This window comes from Rhodococcus rhodnii NBRC 100604 (genome assembly GCF_001894925.1).
GTDB lineage: Bacteria > Actinomycetota > Actinomycetes > Mycobacteriales > Mycobacteriaceae > Rhodococcus_F > Rhodococcus_F rhodnii.
This window is the reverse complement of sequence record NZ_BCXD01000018.1, coordinates 21,361-36,035: the sequence shown is the minus strand read 5'-3', so window position 1 is coordinate 36,035 and position 14,675 is coordinate 21,361. Positions and strand designations below refer to the sequence as shown.

Annotated in this window: 14 protein-coding genes, 2 pseudogenes and 1 riboswitch; of the genes and pseudogenes, 10 read left to right on the top strand and 6 right to left on the bottom strand. The window is 67.8% G+C overall.

Translation table 11 applies throughout. The features are described 5' to 3' along the window. Window positions 1-278: 278 nt before the first annotated feature. Together RR1_RS22325 and RR1_RS22320 are read left to right on the top strand one after the other, a co-directional pair. Window positions 279-848, top strand: a pseudogene (locus RR1_RS22325) (alpha-ketoglutarate-dependent dioxygenase AlkB family protein); the annotation flags it as partial. Beyond that, window positions 828-2,060: an aldo/keto reductase gene (locus RR1_RS22320; RefSeq protein WP_307718147.1), complete on the top strand. Its 1,233-nt coding sequence runs from the start codon at window positions 828-830 to the stop codon at window positions 2,058-2,060. The pseudogene RR1_RS22325 and the gene RR1_RS22320, both read left to right, overlap by 21 nt. 40 nt (window positions 2,061-2,100) lie before the next feature. Here the strand turns inward: RR1_RS22320 and RR1_RS14175 are convergent, their stop codons facing one another. The 4 genes from RR1_RS14175 to RR1_RS14160 all read right to left on the bottom strand — a co-directional run bounded on the left by RR1_RS14175 (window position 2,101) and on the right by RR1_RS14160 (window position 4,900). After that, entirely contained in the window at window positions 2,101-2,673 is a 573-nt protein-coding gene (locus RR1_RS14175) for a DUF3558 domain-containing protein (protein ID WP_071990734.1), read from the bottom strand. Continuing rightward, on the bottom strand, window positions 2,670-2,987 hold the full coding sequence (locus tag RR1_RS14170; protein ID WP_010838145.1) for a hypothetical protein: 318 nt from the start codon (window positions 2,985-2,987) through the stop codon (window positions 2,670-2,672). The genes RR1_RS14175 and RR1_RS14170 overlap by 4 nt, the downstream gene beginning before the upstream one ends. Window positions 2,988-3,059: 72 nt before the next feature. Continuing rightward, entirely contained in the window at window positions 3,060-3,482 is a 423-nt protein-coding gene (locus tag RR1_RS14165; protein ID WP_010838146.1) for a DoxX family protein, read from the bottom strand. 122 nt (window positions 3,483-3,604) lie between these two features. After that, window positions 3,605-4,900 carry an aspartate aminotransferase family protein gene (locus RR1_RS14160; protein WP_010838147.1) on the bottom strand — a complete coding sequence of 432 codons (1,296 nt, stop codon included), beginning with the start codon at window positions 4,898-4,900 and terminating at the stop codon, window positions 3,605-3,607. A 119-nt stretch (window positions 4,901-5,019) separates the two neighbouring features. On the opposite strand from RR1_RS14160, the gene RR1_RS14155 reads away from it, so the two are divergent. The 3 genes from RR1_RS14155 to RR1_RS14145 all read left to right on the top strand — a co-directional run bounded on the left by RR1_RS14155 (window position 5,020) and on the right by RR1_RS14145 (window position 7,987). Continuing rightward, window positions 5,020-5,955, top strand: a complete 936-nt coding sequence (locus RR1_RS14155) for a GntR family transcriptional regulator (RefSeq protein ID WP_010838148.1) — start codon at window positions 5,020-5,022, stop codon at window positions 5,953-5,955. A 111-nt stretch (window positions 5,956-6,066) separates the two neighbouring features. After that, window positions 6,067-7,185, top strand: a complete 1,119-nt coding sequence (locus tag RR1_RS14150; protein WP_040773130.1) for an FAD-binding oxidoreductase — start codon at window positions 6,067-6,069, stop codon at window positions 7,183-7,185. 4 nt (window positions 7,186-7,189) lie between these two features. Continuing rightward, window positions 7,190-7,987 (top strand): FAD-binding oxidoreductase, encoded by a 798-nt coding sequence (locus RR1_RS14145; RefSeq protein ID WP_010838150.1) that lies wholly within the window; start codon window positions 7,190-7,192, stop codon window positions 7,985-7,987. A 3-nt stretch (window positions 7,988-7,990) separates the two neighbouring features. Here the strand turns inward: RR1_RS14145 and RR1_RS14140 are convergent, their stop codons facing one another. Beyond that, complete coding sequence (locus RR1_RS14140; protein WP_051111154.1) at window positions 7,991-8,635, bottom strand: hypothetical protein; 645 nt, start codon at window positions 8,633-8,635, stop codon at window positions 7,991-7,993. Window positions 8,636-8,836: 201 nt separating this feature from the next. Between RR1_RS14140 and ctaD the strand changes: the two genes are divergently transcribed. After that, the gene (gene ctaD, locus RR1_RS14135) at window positions 8,837-10,552 is read left to right on the top strand and encodes an aa3-type cytochrome oxidase subunit I (RefSeq protein ID WP_040773100.1); all 1,716 of its coding nucleotides are present in this window, start codon (window positions 8,837-8,839) and stop codon (window positions 10,550-10,552) included. Window positions 10,553-10,560: 8 nt separating this feature from the next. Here the strand turns inward: ctaD and RR1_RS14130 are convergent, their stop codons facing one another. Then, a complete protein-coding gene (locus RR1_RS14130; protein WP_010838154.1) occupies window positions 10,561-11,154 on the bottom strand; it encodes a histidine phosphatase family protein in 594 nt (197 codons plus the stop codon). Between the two features lie 52 nt (window positions 11,155-11,206). Beyond that, a riboswitch (Fluoride riboswitch) is annotated at window positions 11,207-11,307 on the top strand. Between the two features lie 18 nt (window positions 11,308-11,325). On the opposite strand from RR1_RS14130, the gene RR1_RS14125 reads away from it, so the two are divergent. The 4 genes and pseudogenes from RR1_RS14125 to RR1_RS14110 all read left to right on the top strand — a co-directional run bounded on the left by RR1_RS14125 (window position 11,326) and on the right by RR1_RS14110 (window position 14,641). Continuing rightward, on the top strand, window positions 11,326-11,778 hold the full coding sequence (locus RR1_RS14125) for a fluoride efflux transporter FluC (protein ID WP_010838155.1): 453 nt from the start codon (window positions 11,326-11,328) through the stop codon (window positions 11,776-11,778). Continuing rightward, the gene (crcB, locus tag RR1_RS14120) at window positions 11,775-12,137 is read left to right on the top strand and encodes a fluoride efflux transporter CrcB (RefSeq protein WP_010838156.1); all 363 of its coding nucleotides are present in this window, start codon (window positions 11,775-11,777) and stop codon (window positions 12,135-12,137) included. Before RR1_RS14125 ends, crcB begins: the two co-directional genes overlap by 4 nt. 114 nt (window positions 12,138-12,251) lie before the next feature. Then, complete coding sequence (locus RR1_RS14115) at window positions 12,252-13,442, top strand: 3-ketosteroid-9-alpha-monooxygenase, oxygenase component (RefSeq protein WP_010838157.1); 1,191 nt, start codon at window positions 12,252-12,254, stop codon at window positions 13,440-13,442. Between the two features lie 17 nt (window positions 13,443-13,459). Further along, window positions 13,460-14,641: pseudogene (locus tag RR1_RS14110) on the top strand (acyl-CoA dehydrogenase family protein). Window positions 14,642-14,675: the final 34 nt, after the last annotated feature.

Genomic DNA, 14,675 nt, shown 5'->3' with positions numbered 1-14,675 from the left:
GCAAGTATACGTGTGTCGGTATGCACAACGCTCAGCAGCTTGAGTCTGTTCCGCTCAAGTCCGTGTGCGGTGGTCGAGTGCTGGATTCTCGGTTCGGGAGGGGGATCAGCCATGACCGAGGCCGATCGACGCGAACTTCTACGTCCCGCCATCGCGAAGACCGCGCCGGTGCCGGCTCGAACGCTCCCCGATTCGCGCTCACGCTCCCCCAGCAGGGTCAGCGTGGACACCAAACCGGGAGCGTGAGGCGCAGGCGGGCGGCGTGCGAGGATTCGATGATGATGCTGTTCGGCGACGAACCGGTGCACCGTGAGCCGATCCGGCCCGCGGACGGCGCCGCCCTCGTCCCCGCTTGGCTCACGCTCGAACAGCAGGCGTGGCTCGTCCGCCGATTCGAGGAATGGACGAGCGGGCCGGTTCCGATCCGGTCCGCTGCCGTCCGCGGTCACCGGATGTCGGCGCGGACCGTGTGCCTCGGCCGGCGCGCCCTCGCCGAGGCCGGGTACTCGGAGCGCGAAACAGACTCCTACACACCCGATGTGGCGCTGGCGAACTACTACGACGACGACGCCCGCATGGGGATGCACCAGGACAAGGACGAACGCTCACTCGCCCCGGTGGTGTCGCTGTCCATCGGCAGCGCGTGCACCTTCCGGTTCGGCAACACGGCGAACCGGAACAAGCCGTACACGGACCTGCCACTGCACTCGGGCGACCTGTTCGTCTTCGGCGGCGCGTCACGCCTCGCGTACCACGGCGTGACCCGCATCCACCCGTTCACAGCACCGGAGGGCTGCGGGCTGGATACCGGCCGCATCAACATCACGATGCGGATGACTGGACTCGACGGCTGGCGCCGGCCCCGCGGTTCCCCCGTCGAACGAGACCCCGGCCACGCGCCCGCTCACGTATCGTCGGAAGCGGTAAACGTGCTTGCTCGACCACCAGCGACTTCCCGGCTCGGAGGATCGGCCATGACCACGAACTCGAATGACGTACGCCAACTTTCGCCCACCTGCGGGTTGCGCGTGAGTCCACTCACTCTCGGCGCGATCACCTTCGGCGGCGCCCACGGCATGGAGCACATGGGCCATGTCGACGTCGACGGCGCCACCGAACTGCTGCGGATCGCTCTCGACGCCGGAGTCACCATGGTGGACGTCGCCAACATGTATTCGCTCGGCGTCGCCGAAGAGGTTCTGGGGCAGGCGCTCGCGTCGTCCCGGGATTTCGACCGCCTCCTCGTCACGTCGAAGGTGCGCATGGTGGTCGGCGACGGGCCCAACGACGGCGGCCACTCACGCTGGCACATCCTGGACCAGATCGACAAGACGCTGAGCCGGCTCGGACGCGACCACCTGGACCTCTACTACCTGCACGAATGGGATGGCCAGACGCCGCTCGAGGAAGCGATGGGGACCATGGACGCCCTGGTCCGGTCCGGGAAGATCCGCTACTACGGCGTCTCCAATTACACGTCGTGGCAGCTCATGAAGGCACTGATGGTGTGCGAGCGGCACGGCTTCGTCAAGCCGGTGGCGCAGCAGATCTATTACAACGCTGCCGCGCGCGAGGCGGAGTACGAGATGATCCCCGCCGCCCTCGACCAGGGCATCGGGTCTCAGCCGTGGAGTCCGGTCGGTATGGGTCTGCTGACAGGCAAGTACCGTCGCGACCGGCAGCCGGAATCCGGCGCGCGGCTCGTCGACGGCGACGGCACCGACCTTCGCATTCCGGACCGGGAGAAGGTCTTTCAGGTCGTCGACGCGCTCGAGGACGTCGCTGCCAGGAGCAACGCCACCATTACGCAGGTCGCGCTGGCATGGCTGCTCACGCGACCGGGCGTGACCAACGTCGTCGTCGGAGCACGCACTGCCGAGCAACTGACCGACTCGCTAGGCGCGACGACGCTGACCCTCGACGAGTCCGATGTACAGCAGATTTCGGCGACTGCGCCACCACCGATCCGGTACCCGTTCTGGCACCAGGCCGACCTCGCGTCCGACCGGCTCGGCGAGGCGGACCGGTCGATCATCGCGACAACAGCCTCACAGCTCTGAGGCGCTTCGCCATCGGTGAGGTGCGAGCCGAGCCGGTTGCTCACAACAGCGCGAAGATCGGTTCCGCGAATTCCTCGATACCGTCGCAACGCTGCTCGAAGGAGGCACCGCGCTCACGGATCCGGTTGTCGATACGCGACACGTTGAGGATCCCGTAATCGGTGGGAGCGGAGATGAAGCACTCACCGGTCGACCCAGTATCGGCGACCGCGATGGCCTCTCTCCCTGCCACCGTCGTCGGGCGCGAATAGGCGGCAGCCTGCTCGACCTGCTCCGCGAACGTGACGTTTCCCGACCGGACACTCAGGCTGTAGGTGCGCCCCTCACCCAGCCACCCGCACACGAGAAACGTGTAGGTGTCCGGAGCGAAATCGTTGGACGATTCGGTGTCGGCACGGAATCCCATCGACGTCACCACCTCGTCGGGGATATCGAGACACGGGTCGAAGGCCACCTGGGGCCGATCGGAACCATCCACGTGACGCGGTTCACGAGTCGGCGCCTCGATTTCGGTCGTCGATGTCGGCAGCGATTCCTCAGCGGGGCCAGGCCCACAACTCGCCGTCAGTCCTAGAGCTGTCGCCGCGACCGCAACTCGGACTACCACTTTCATGAAACGGGCCCGCCCACCGTACGCAGGGCCGCGCTCACTGCGCTGTCCGACTCTGCATAAGCGAGCCCGCCGGCCCGGAATGCGTCGCGCATCGCCTCGACCGCCGAGATGTATCGCAGTACAGTCTCCAAGACGTCATCGGCTTTGCGACTGTAGCCAGCGGCCAGTTGCTCGGCGGACGGTAGCGTCCCGAACCCCCCCGTGTTCCGAAGATCGATCGTCCGTAGCTTCGCCTGCTCCAACTTGTCCAGCATGCGTTCGCAGATCACGACGCACTCCTCGATCGTGCCGTCGTCAAGCTTCAGTTCGGCCATCGCGTCCCCCCGCTCCTTCGATGGCGGCACTCTACCGCAGGCCGGGTGCGACGACGTTCGAGGAGTATCGCCTCAGCGACGCACCTTCGGTGTGCCGGTGGACCACAGTGCCCACAGGATGAGCAGCGGCTGGAACAGCAGACGTACGAAGCGCTTGCGGTCGGTGTCGAGGCCGAATGCGTCGCGCTGCCCCTGCCACTGCGCGATGTTGCCGGGGAAGACGGCCGCGAAGAACAGCGCGGCGATGCGGCCCACTCGCACGCGGTCACGCCTGGCGATCGCGAGGCCGCCGCCGAGCATGATCTCGACGCCGCCCGACGCCATGACGACGCCGTCCTTGTCCATCGGAACCCAGTCGGGGACCTGCGCCTGGAAATCCTTGCGCGCCCAGAACAGGTGGCTGAGCCCGGCGAAGATCAAGGCTGCGGCGAGCAGGTTGCGCGCGATCGACCGCGGTGCGGTATCGGCGGGAACGGTATCGGCATCGGTGGTCATGCCTCGATTCCTACCCGCATCCGCCCGGCCCCGTGGGCGCAATGTCACAGAGTGTGCGTCAGATGCACACACTGACATTGCGCCACCAAGGCAGGGGATGTGGCGCAGGTGGAGAACTCGGATCACAACGCTGCGCGGAGCGACTCCTCCAGGATGTCGACGCCGGCGTGGAGGTCGTCCTCCGAAATCGTCAGCGGGGGCGCGATCCGGAAGATGCCGCCCATCCCGGGCAGCTGCACGATGTTCATGTGCAGGCCGCGCTCGAGGCAGCCCTTCGTGACGACGGCCCCGAGCTCGTCGGCCGGCTCACGAGTCTGCTTGTCCAGCACCAACTCGACGCCCTGCAGCAGGCCACGGCCGCGCACGTCGCCGACGACGTCGAACCGGTTCTGCATCCCGACGAGCCGCTCGGTGAGCTGATCGCCCAGCTTCGCCGCACGTTCGACGAGGCCGTCGCGTTCGATCACGTCGAGCACGGCGTTCGCGACGATCGCCGCGAGCGGATCGGCGGCGTGCGTCGTGTAGAAGAGGAATCCGCGCTCGGCACAGACGTTCTCGATCTCGTCGCTCGTCATGACGGCCGCCACCGGCAGCCCGGCGCCGAGGGTCTTCGAGAGCGTGAGGATGTCGGGCGCCACCCCGTCGCGCTCGAACGCGTACATCGTGCCGGTGCGGCCGAGTCCGGTCTGGGCTTCGTCGAGGATGAGCAGCATGCCGCGCTCGTCGCACAGTTCCCGCAGTCGGGCGAGATAACCGAGCGGCAGGTCGATGATGCCGCCCGAGGAGAGGACCGGCTCGATGAGCACTGCGGCGAGTGACCCCGTCGACTGGGTGTCGACGATCGAGAAGCCGTACTCCAGTTCGGTCTTCCAGTCGTGCGAGCCGTCGGGATTGCGGAACGGCGAGCGGTACGCGTTGGGCGTCGGCAGCGTGAGGTTGCCGGGCAGCACGGGCCCGTAGCCGCGGCGGCCGGCCGAGAACGTCGCTGCGGCCGCGCCCGACGTCATGCCGTGCCACGAGCGGTCGAACGAGACGATCTCGTAGCCGCCCGTGTAGAGCTTGGCCATCTTGATCGCGGCCTCGTTGGACTCGGCGCCGGTCGTGACGAGCAGCATCTTGGTGAGGTTCTCGGGCAGCGAGTCGGACAGCCGCTTGCCGAGCGTCACCACCGGCCGCGACAGCATGCCGCTGAAGAGGTGGTCGAGTGTCGCGACGGACTCGCTCACGGCCTCGACGATGGCGGGATGCGCGTGGCCGAGGACTGCGCTCATCTGGCCCGACGTGAAGTCGAGGATCGCGTTGCCGTCCTCGTCGTAGACGTAGGAGCCCGCGCCGCGCTCGATGATGCGCGGCGTGAACGACGGAATGTAGCGGACGAGATGCCGATCGACGTCATCCCAGAAGCTGTCGGTGCCCATAGGCCTCAGTGTCCTATGCCAATTCTCGCCACGCAAGCGATGTATGTCCTCGATGCGCTAATATTGCCTATTCGACCGCGCAACATACTGTGACATATGTTCGAGAGGGAGACCGTCGCATGACCGCCCGCATCCACGTCAGCGAGCACTCCGACGTCCCCATCTATCGGCAGATCGTGGGCCAGGTGACGTTCATGATCGAGCTCGGCCAGCTTCGCGACGGCGACCGGCTGCCGGGTTCGCGGATGCTCGCGGACAACCTCGGCATCAACCGCAACACCGTCGCCCGCGCGTACGGCGAGCTCCGCGCGGCCGGGCTCATCGAGCCGCGCGGCCGCAACGGCATGATCGTCGTGGGCGGCGAGCGGGCACGGACGTCGTCGGCGACCCGCGACCAGGCACGCGAGATCCTCGAACGCGCGGCACGCGAATGCCTCGAACTCGGGCTGTCGCCGGCCGAGGTGCGCGAACTCGTCACCGGCATCGCGATCCGCGTCGTCGACGCGAAGCCGACCGTCGCGTTCGTCGAATGCAATCCCGACCGCGCACGCGCGTTCGCCGACGAGATCGCCCGCGAACTCGAGCTGCCCGTGACGCCGCTCGTGCTCGGCGAGTTCGATCCGCAGGAGATCGACGTCGACCTCGTCCTGACGACCTTCTTCCACCTCACCGAGGTGCGGTCGCTGCTCCGCGGCCCCACGACCGACGTCGTCGGCCTCGTCGTCGCACCGCACGTGCGGACGCTCGTCGAGATCGCGCAGGTGCCCCGCGGGCAGCATGTCGGCCTCTGGTACCACAACGACGAGCAGGCGGCGAGCGTCCGCGACTCGCTCGATCAGGCGGGGCTCACCGATATCGTGATGCTCGCCGACACCACCGACGCGAGCCTGCAGGGCATCGACGTCGTCGTGATCCCGAGCGGCATGGCGCAGCTCCGCGACAGGCTCGCACCGCAGGTCCGGGTCATCGAGTTCGGCAACGTTCTCGACGCCGCGTCGCTGCGGATGGTGCGGCAGGTCGTCGACGATCTCCGGCTCGCGAAAGCCGGTCGCTAGACTCGGCGCCACGAGCCCGCCGGGACTCGCAGCGAGCCGAAAGGGGGAGCGGTGGCCGACCCGATCTTCGACGACCGCACCCTGCGGCGCGTCCGCGCGACGTACAAGGACATGGCGGCCCGGCCCGACTGGGACAGCCACCTCGCGCAGTCCTTCTACGCGAACCTCTTCGCCGAGAATCCTCAGCTCAGGTTGCTGTTCCCCGCGAACCTCGAGGCGCAGACGCACCGAATGCTCACCGCGATCCGCTACGTCCTCGACAACGTCGAGCAGCCCGACCGCATGCTGACCTTCCTCGGTCAGCTCGGCCGCGATCACCGCAAGTACGGCGTCGCGCGCGAGCACTACGAGGCCGGCGGCCGCGCACTGCTGCAGTCGCTGCGCGGCTCGCTCGTCACCCTGCTGTGGACGCCGACCGTCGACGCCGCATGGAGCGAGGTCGTCGGCACCATCGTCGGCACGATGGCGGACGCTTCCGACGAGGAGGAGCTGCCCGCGTTCTGGGACGCGACCGTCGTCGCCCACGAACGCCGTCTCGACGATCTGGCGATCGTCCGGCTCGAGATCGACGAGCCGATGCCGTACTACGCGGGCCAGTACGTCAGCGTGCAGATCCCGCAACGCCAGGGACTGTGGCGCTACTACTCGCCCGCGATCCCGTCCAATCCGTTCGGGCAGATCGAGTTCCACGTGCGCCGTGTCCCGAGCGGATGGGTCTCCCCCGCGATCGTCTCCGAGACGCAGGTCGGCGACCGCTGGCGAATCGGCGCGCCGCTCGGCGCCCTCGCGGTGGACCTCGACGCGAACCGCGACGTCCTCATGATCGCGCAGGGGACGGGGCTCGCGCCGCTGCGCGCGCAGATCATGGACATGGCGATGCGCGGCACGAACCCGCGCGTGCACCTGTTCGTCGGCGGGGTCTATCCGCGCGACCTGTACGACCTCGAGACGCTGTGGCATCTCGCGATGAGCAATCCGTGGCTGACCGTCGTCCCCGTCGCCGAGCACGACGAGGATCCGTGGTGGAACACCACGCCGCCCGCCGAGGTCCCGCCCGGCCTGCACCAGCGGCTGCACGGCCCGATCGGCAAGGTCGTCGCGAGTTTCGGTTCGTGGGCGGACCGGCAGATCCAGATCAGCGGCTCGCCGTCGATGGTCAAGACGACGCTGTACGCACTCCGCGCTGCGGGCACGCCGCCCGACGTCGTCTCCCACGATCCCCTCTTCTGACGCGATGTCGTCATCCGGCGAGATCCCCTCATCCGACGGCGAAGGAGCTTTCGTGCAGCAGTGGCAGGCCGAGGTCGTCCAGCATCATCGGCTTCGCGACGACACCGCCGTCGTCCGGCTGATCGGCGGACCGGTGCCGTTCGCGGTGGGCCAGCACGTCGAGGTGGGTGTGCCGCAGGCGCCGGGAGCGTGGCGACGGCTCTCCCCCGCGCTGCCGCCGTCCCGCGACGGCAAGCTCGAGTTCCACGTGCGCTCCGTGCCCGGCGGGCAGTCGAGTGGCGCGATGGTCGCCGACACGCGCCCCGGTGACACGTGGACGATCCGCGATCCGCGCGGCGACCTCGCCGTCGACGAGAACGGCGGCGACGTCGTCATGATCGCCGACGGCACGGGCCTCGCCCCCATGCGCGCACTGCTGCTCGACCTCGCCGCCCGCGAGCGGCAGCCGAAGGTGTTCCTGTTCGCCGCGGATCGCACGCCGCAGGATCTCTACGCCGCCGACATGCTGTGCCTGCTCGTGCAGCAGTTGCCGTGGCTCACCGTGATTCCGGTGGTCCGCAGCCGCGACGAACGTCACGACCCGTTCTACGAGCACGTCCGCCGCGCGACGGAACTGAGCTCGGCCGCGACGTTCGCGCCCGACGACATCGTCGTGGGCGAGCCCGGCGAGATCGTGGCGTCGTACGGGGCGTTCGTCGACCAGCAGGTGCTGGTGTGCGGCTCACCCGTCATGGTCGGCGAGACCGTCGACCTGCTGCTCGAGTCCGGGACCCCGGTGGAGAACATCGCCTACGACGCATGACGCTCACTCGATGTCGGTGCGATGCCGCACTTCGGCGGCCCTGATGTCGCGGACGCTGCGCACCGAGAGCCGTCCGAGCGCTCCCGCCGCGAGGAAGACGATCAACGCGCCGAGCCCGGAGAAGAGCGCGATGTCCTCGAGAGCTCGCAGCCACGGCGACGACCCGCCCGGCTCCCCGGGATCGCCGAGGCCCCACGGCTGCGCGAGCTGACGGCCGATCACGAACCACACTCCGGCGGCGACGGCGAGCCAGCCGCCGAACATCGCTGTGACGCGATTGCGACTGAAGAGCAGGAACAGCCCACCGAGCACGCACACGACGCCGGGTAGCACTTCGAGCCAGCCGCGTCCCGTCGTCCACGTCCAGGCTTCCCGCGGCGTGAAGCCGAAGTCGAACAGCGGGCCGACGAACGGCGCGAGCGCACCCCACGCGCCGGCGACGACGAGCAGCAGCCCGCTCAACGCACCGCGCGAGCGCGGAATGTGGACGCGTCCGCCGCGCGGGTGGGCGGTCGTCTCGCCGCCGTGATCGACGGGGCGGTGATCGACGGGGCGGAGATCGTCGGCGACGGGATGGCCCGCCTCGTCGTGCCTCGCCTCGTGTTTCGGAACGTGTCGTTCGGTGGGATGCGGCGTGCGATCGGTCATGTCAACCTCGCTTCGAGCACGAATGGTGAGATCCGGATAACCCGCATGTCAGCTGCGTAAACACCGAAATCGGACCGAACGCGCCGATTCACTCACCGGGGCGTCGGGTGTGGCGCACACTGTGAGTCACCCGGTGTGGGCCGGTTTTCCGTGCCCTGCCGTGCGTATGCATCCCCGTCCCGCGAGTACGGAGCGACGCTCATGACAGCTACCGGTGTACGTCCGATCGAGGCGAAGCGGCCGTATCCGCCCCGCGTGGGCCGCAAGGGCTCGGCGATCTACCGGCTCATCAGCACGACCGATCCGAAGCAGATCGGCATCCTGTATCTGGTCACGACCTTCGTGTTCTTCCTCATCGGCGGGCTCATGGCGCTGCTCATGCGCGCCGAGCTCGCCCGCCCGGGATTGCAGTTCCTCTCGAACGAGCAGTTCAATCAGCTGTTCACGATGCACGGCACCGTGATGCTGCTGTTCTACGCGACGCCGGTCGTCTTCGGTTTCGCGAACTACATCGTTCCGCTGCAGATCGGCGCACCGGACGTCGCGTTCCCGCGGCTCAACGCGTTCTCCTACTGGCTGTATCTGTTCGGCGCGCTCATCGCGATGGCGGGGTTCGTCACGCCGACGGGTGCCGCCGATTTCGGGTGGACGGCGTACTCGCCGCTGACGAACATGATCCACTCCCCCGGCGTAGGCGCGGACCTGTGGATCCTCGGGCTCGGCGTGTCCGGTCTCGGCACGATCCTCGGTGGCGTCAACTTCATCACGAGCATCATCTGTTTCCGGGCACCCGGGATGACGATGTTCCGGATGCCGATCTTCACGTGGAACATCTTCATCACATCGATCCTCATCCTGCTGGCGTTCCCGATCCTCACGGCCGCCCTGCTCGCGCTCTGGTACGACCGCCATCTCGGCGGGCACATCTACGACCCCGCGACCGGCGGCACACTGCTGTGGCAGCACCTGTTCTGGTTCTTCGGGCACCCCGAGGTCTACATCATCGCGCTGCCGTTCTTCGGCATCGTGTCGGAGATCTTCCCGGTCTTCAGCCGGAAACCGATCTTCGGCTACAGCGGCCTCGTCTACGCGACGATCGCCATCGCGGCGCTGTCGATCGCCGTGTGGGCGCACCACATGTACGCGACGGGCGCAGTGCTGCTGCCGTTCTTCTCGTTCATGACGTTCCTCATCGCCGTGCCCACGGGTGTGAAGTTCTTCAACTGGATCGGCACGATGTGGAAGGGCCAGTTGACCTTCGAGACACCCATGTTGTTCTCACTGGGCTTCCTCGTGACGTTCCTGTTCGGCGGTCTGTCCGGCGTCATCCTCGCGAGCCCGCCGCTCGACTTCCACGTCACCGACTCGTACTTCGTCGTCGCGCACTTCCACTACGTGCTCTTCGGGACGATCGTGTTCGCGACGTACGCCGGCATCTACTTCTGGTTCCCGAAGATGACGGGCCGCATGCTCGACGAACGCCTGGGCAAGTGGCACTTCTGGCTCACGTTCTTCGGGTTCCACGCGACGTTCCTCGTGCAGCACTGGCTCGGCGCAGAGGGTATGCCGCGCCGCTACGCCGACTACCTGCCGACGGACGGGTTCACGACGCTCAACACGATCTCGACGATCGGCGCGTTCGTGCTCGGTGCCTCGACGCTGCCGTTCCTGTGGAACGTCTTCAAGTCGTACCGGTACGGCGAGGTCGTGACGGTCGACGACCCGTGGGGGTACGGCAACTCGCTCGAATGGGCGACGTCCTGCCCGCCGCCGCGGCACAACTTCACCGAGTTGCCGCGCATCCGCTCCGAGCGTCCCGCATTCGAGCTGCACTACCCGCACATGATCGCGCGAATGCGCGACGAGGCGCACGTCGGACCGGGCAGTCACGACAAGGCGAAGCAGACCACGAGCTGAACCGTGCGTCAGGGCTTCTGATCGTAGAGTTCGACGATCCAGTGGCCGTCGCGGTAGCGCAGCAGGTTCCAGCACGCCGTCCGCTGCCGGACGTCACCGAGGCTCGGGTCGATCATGCCGATGAGCGTCGTGTTGAAGGCGTCGTGCGAGACGAAGACGACGGGTTCGGTGTCGAACTCGTCGACGAGATCGAGGAACGCCGCGAGCACCCGCCGGTCGAGGTCGCCTCGCGGCTCGACTCCGGGCGCGGCGTCGACGCTGCCGAACCGCTCGATCACCTCGGCGCGCACAGCGCCCGTCCACTCGCCGTAGTCGCGGTCGTTGAGCCGCTCGTCGGTGAGCAGCGGCGCCCGCGCGGCGTCGGCGATCGCCCGCCCCGTCGCGACGGCGCGTTCGAGCGGCCCGGTGACGACGACGCTCGGCGCGACCTCCGCCAGCACCTCCGCGAGGCGGCCGGCCTCGGCGACGCCGACGTCGTCGAGCGGCGGATCGGCGAGGCCGCGGATCCGGCCTTCGGCGTTGAGCCCCGTCTCCCCGTGCCGGGCGAGATAGACGGTGCGCACACCGGGCTCGTGCGTGGATGTGGGGAATTTCTCGGCCACCGTTCTCCTCGTCGGTCGTGGCTCACGTGCATCGGTCGTGGTGCCCGCTAGTCTTGGCTCCGGCGATGGATCCCGCCAGGGTTCGATTGTCGGCCGCGTCGGCGGCCGGCGCGGCCCGAACCGCCGACACCGGCTGATGGTTCCTTTCCGATCCAGGGAAGGAGTGCGCCCGTGTGGTCCGCCCGTCGTCTTCCGTTCGACCCGGATTCGCTCCCGCCCCACGTCCGGCCCGAGACGATCGGGCTCGTGTTCGCGGGGGGCGCCCTGGGATCGGTCGCCCGATGGGGCGTCGGCATCGCGCTCGATTCCGGCGGCGCATGGCCGTGGGCGACGTTCACCGTCAATCTCGTCGGCGCTTTCGTGCTCGGCGCGTTGCTCGAGACCCTCACCGTCGCCGGTACCGACACCGGGTGGCGACGCCGCGTCCGGCTCGCGTGCGGCACGGGCTTTCTCGGTGCGTTCACGACGTACAGCGCGTTCGCTGTCGACTCGATGCTCCTGATCCGCGCAGGATCGCCGGGCGTCGCGCTCGGCTACACGGTGGCGACGGTGTGCTGCGGGTTCGTCGCGACGGCCGCGGGGATCGTCGCGGCGGGCGCGATGGCGAGGGGGCGGCTGCGATGATCACCGTCCTCGGCGTCGCACTCTTCGGCGCGCTCGGCGCGGTGTGCCGGTCCGTCGTGGACGGCGTGATCGCCGCTCGGACCAAGGTCGGTTTTCCGTGGGCGACCTTCGCGATCAACGTGAGCGGTTCGCTGCTGCTCGGCGTCCTGACCGCGATGACGCTGGAGGGCGACATCGCGCACACCTGGCTCACCCTGCTCGGGGTCGGGTTCTGTGGCGGATACACGACGTTCAGCACGGCGTCCTTCGAGACGGTGCGGCTGATGCAGCGGCGGCGATTCGGCCTCGCGGTGATGTACGCCTGCGGCTCCGTGGGGGTCACGATCGCCGTGGCGGCCCTCGGCTTCGTACTCGTGTAGGCGCTCCGCGGAGCCGCATCCCCTTCCATCCAGCGGGAACGCCCGTTTCGCCGACGGCACTGCACCACGACTATGAGGTGAATCACAGACCCCGCCGGCACACGGAGGACCCGAATGACCGAATTGTCCACTCGCCCCGGAAGCGAATCCCACGACGCGACCGACGAGACCATCGAGGTCCGCACGATCGAGGCCGCCGCGGCTCCCTCGCGCTTCGCGCGCGGGTGGCACTGCCTCGGCCTGACCCGCGATCTCGCCGACGGCAAGCCCCACCAGATCGACGTCTTCGGCACCAGCCTCGTCGTGTTCGCCGACAGCACCGGCAAGCTCAACGTCCTCGACGCGTACTGCCGGCACATGGGCGGCAACCTCGCCCACGGCACCGTCAAAGGCGACTCGATCGCCTGCCCCTTCCACGACTGGCGCTGGAACGGCAAGGGACGCTGTACCGACATCCCCTACGCCCGCCGGGTTCCGCCGCTCGCACGCACCAAGGCGTGGACGACGCTCGAACGCAACGGGCAGCTCTACGTCTGGAACGATCCCGAGGGCAACCCGCCGCCCGAGGACGTCACGATCCCCCACATCGAGGGATACGGCACCGACGAGTGGACCGACTGGTCCTGGAAGTCGATCCGCATCAAGGGTTCGCACTGCCGCGAGATCGTCGACAACGTCGTCGACATGGCGCACTTCTTCTACGTGCACTACTCGTTCCCGCGCTACTTCAAGAACGTCTTCGAAGGACACACCGCCACCCAGTACATGCGCTCGACGGGACGTGAGGACGTCATCGTCGGCACCAACTACGACGATCCGAACGCCGAACTCGCCTCGGAGGCGACATATTTCGGCCCGTCGTACATGATCGACTGGCTCGAGTCGCAGGCCAACGGGATGACGATCAACACCGTCCTCATCAACTGCCACTACCCCGTGAGCAACAACGAGTTCGTGCTGCAGTACGGCGCGATCGTCAAGAAGCTCCCGGGCATGACCGACGAGCAGTCGGAAGCCATGGCCGAACAGTTCGCGGAGGGCGTCAAGCTCGGTTTCGAGCAGGACGTCGACATCTGGAAGAACAAGGCCCCCATCGACAATCCGCTGCTGTCCGAGGAGGACGGCCCGGTCTACCAGCTCCGTCGCTGGTACAAGCAGTTCTACGTGGACGCAGCAGACGTGGCCGACGACATGACCAACCGGTTCGAGTTCGAGATCGACACGACCCGGGCCGTCGCCAACTGGCGCAAAGAGGTCGACGACAACCTCGCCGCCGGACGCACCATCACCTCGACCGAGGTCTGAGAGAAAGCACACCCGAGATGAGCTACGAAGTCCTGGGCCGCATCGACGCGATGTCGGCCGAGCTGTTCGCCGAGGGCGAGGAGGCCGAGCGGATCGGCAAGCTCGCCGACGAGACGGCCAAGCGCATGAAGGAAGCCGGCTCGATCAAGATGCTCCAGCCGAAGGAGTACGGCGGAGCCGAGGTTCATCCGCGCGAATTCGCGGAGACCGTCATGGCGACGGCCGCACTCAACCCGTCGGCGGGCTGGGTCCACGGCATCGTGGGCGTGCACCCGTGACAGCTCGCGTTCGCCGATCCCCGTGCCCAGCAGGAAGTCTGGGGCGAGGACGACAACACCTGGATGGCGTCGCCGTACATGCCGGGCGGCCTGTGCGTCCCGGTCGACGGTGGCTACACGTTCTCCGGCCGCTGGCAGTTCTCGTCGGGAACCGACCACTGCGACTGGGCGTTCCTCGGTGCGCTCGCGTGCACCCCGGACGGCCGTCCCGAAGAGCCCGCTCGCATGCTCCACGTCATCATTCCTCGTAGCGACTACCGCATCATCGAGGATTCGTGGGACACGATGGGGCTGCGCGGCACCGGCTCCAAGGACGTCGTCGTCGAGAACGCCTTCGTCCCCGACTACCGCGTCATGGACTGCGACGAGGTGATCGACGGGACGGCGGTACGCAAGTACGGCCGCACCGAGACGCTCTACCTCATGCCGTGGTCCACCATGTTCCCGCTCGGCATCACGTCGGCGACGATCGGCATCGCCGAGGGAATGCTCCGCTGCGCCGAGGAGTACCAGGGCGACCGGATCAACGCGCAGGGCTCCCGCGTCAAGGACGACCCGTACACCATGTACGCCCTCGCCGAGGCAACCGGAGACCTGCTCGCCGCACGGGACACGGTGCTGGCCAACGTCGATCGCATGTGGGATCTCGTCGACTCGGGCAAGACGCCCACGTTCGGACAGCGTGCCGAGGGTCGTCGCACCCAGGTCCAGGCCGCCTGGCGCGCCGTGAACGCGATCGACAAGGTGTACCCGCGCTGTGGCGGCAACGCCCTGCGCATGGACAAGCCGCTGCAGCGCTTCTGGCGCGACGCACACGCCGGCCTGCACCATGCGATCCACGTGCCCGGCACCGTGTTCCACGCGTCCTCGCTGACAAGGCTCGGCGTAGACCCGGAAGGGCCACTGCGAATGATGATCTGACACAACGCCGCTTCGACAGCAGATTTCGCGCACG

Excerpts from the sequence above, each read along its gene's own strand:
- RR1_RS14155 (WP_010838148.1), top strand. The coding sequence starts at position 5,020 with ATGACCGCCCGCATCCACGTCAGCGAGCACTCCGACGTCCCCATCTAT.
- RR1_RS14145 (WP_010838150.1), top strand. The coding sequence starts at position 7,190 with ATGTCGTCATCCGGCGAGATCCCCTCATCCGACGGCGAAGGAGCTTTC.
- RR1_RS22320 (WP_307718147.1), top strand. The coding sequence starts at position 828 with ATGCGGATGACTGGACTCGACGGCTGGCGCCGGCCCCGCGGTTCCCCC.
- RR1_RS14115 (WP_010838157.1), top strand. The coding sequence starts at position 12,252 with ATGACCGAATTGTCCACTCGCCCCGGAAGCGAATCCCACGACGCGACC.
- crcB (WP_010838156.1), top strand. The coding sequence starts at position 11,775 with ATGATCACCGTCCTCGGCGTCGCACTCTTCGGCGCGCTCGGCGCGGTG.
- RR1_RS14175 (WP_071990734.1), bottom strand. The coding sequence starts at position 2,673 with ATGAAAGTGGTAGTCCGAGTTGCGGTCGCGGCGACAGCTCTAGGACTG.
- RR1_RS14160 (WP_010838147.1), bottom strand. The coding sequence starts at position 4,900 with ATGGGCACCGACAGCTTCTGGGATGACGTCGATCGGCATCTCGTCCGC.
- RR1_RS14140 (WP_051111154.1), bottom strand. The coding sequence starts at position 8,635 with ATGACCGATCGCACGCCGCATCCCACCGAACGACACGTTCCGAAACAC.
- RR1_RS14165 (WP_010838146.1), bottom strand. The coding sequence starts at position 3,482 with ATGACCACCGATGCCGATACCGTTCCCGCCGATACCGCACCGCGGTCG.
- RR1_RS14170 (WP_010838145.1), bottom strand. The coding sequence starts at position 2,987 with ATGGCCGAACTGAAGCTTGACGACGGCACGATCGAGGAGTGCGTCGTG.
- RR1_RS14150 (WP_040773130.1), top strand. The coding sequence starts at position 6,067 with ATGGCGGCCCGGCCCGACTGGGACAGCCACCTCGCGCAGTCCTTCTAC.
- ctaD (WP_040773100.1), top strand. The coding sequence starts at position 8,837 with ATGACAGCTACCGGTGTACGTCCGATCGAGGCGAAGCGGCCGTATCCG.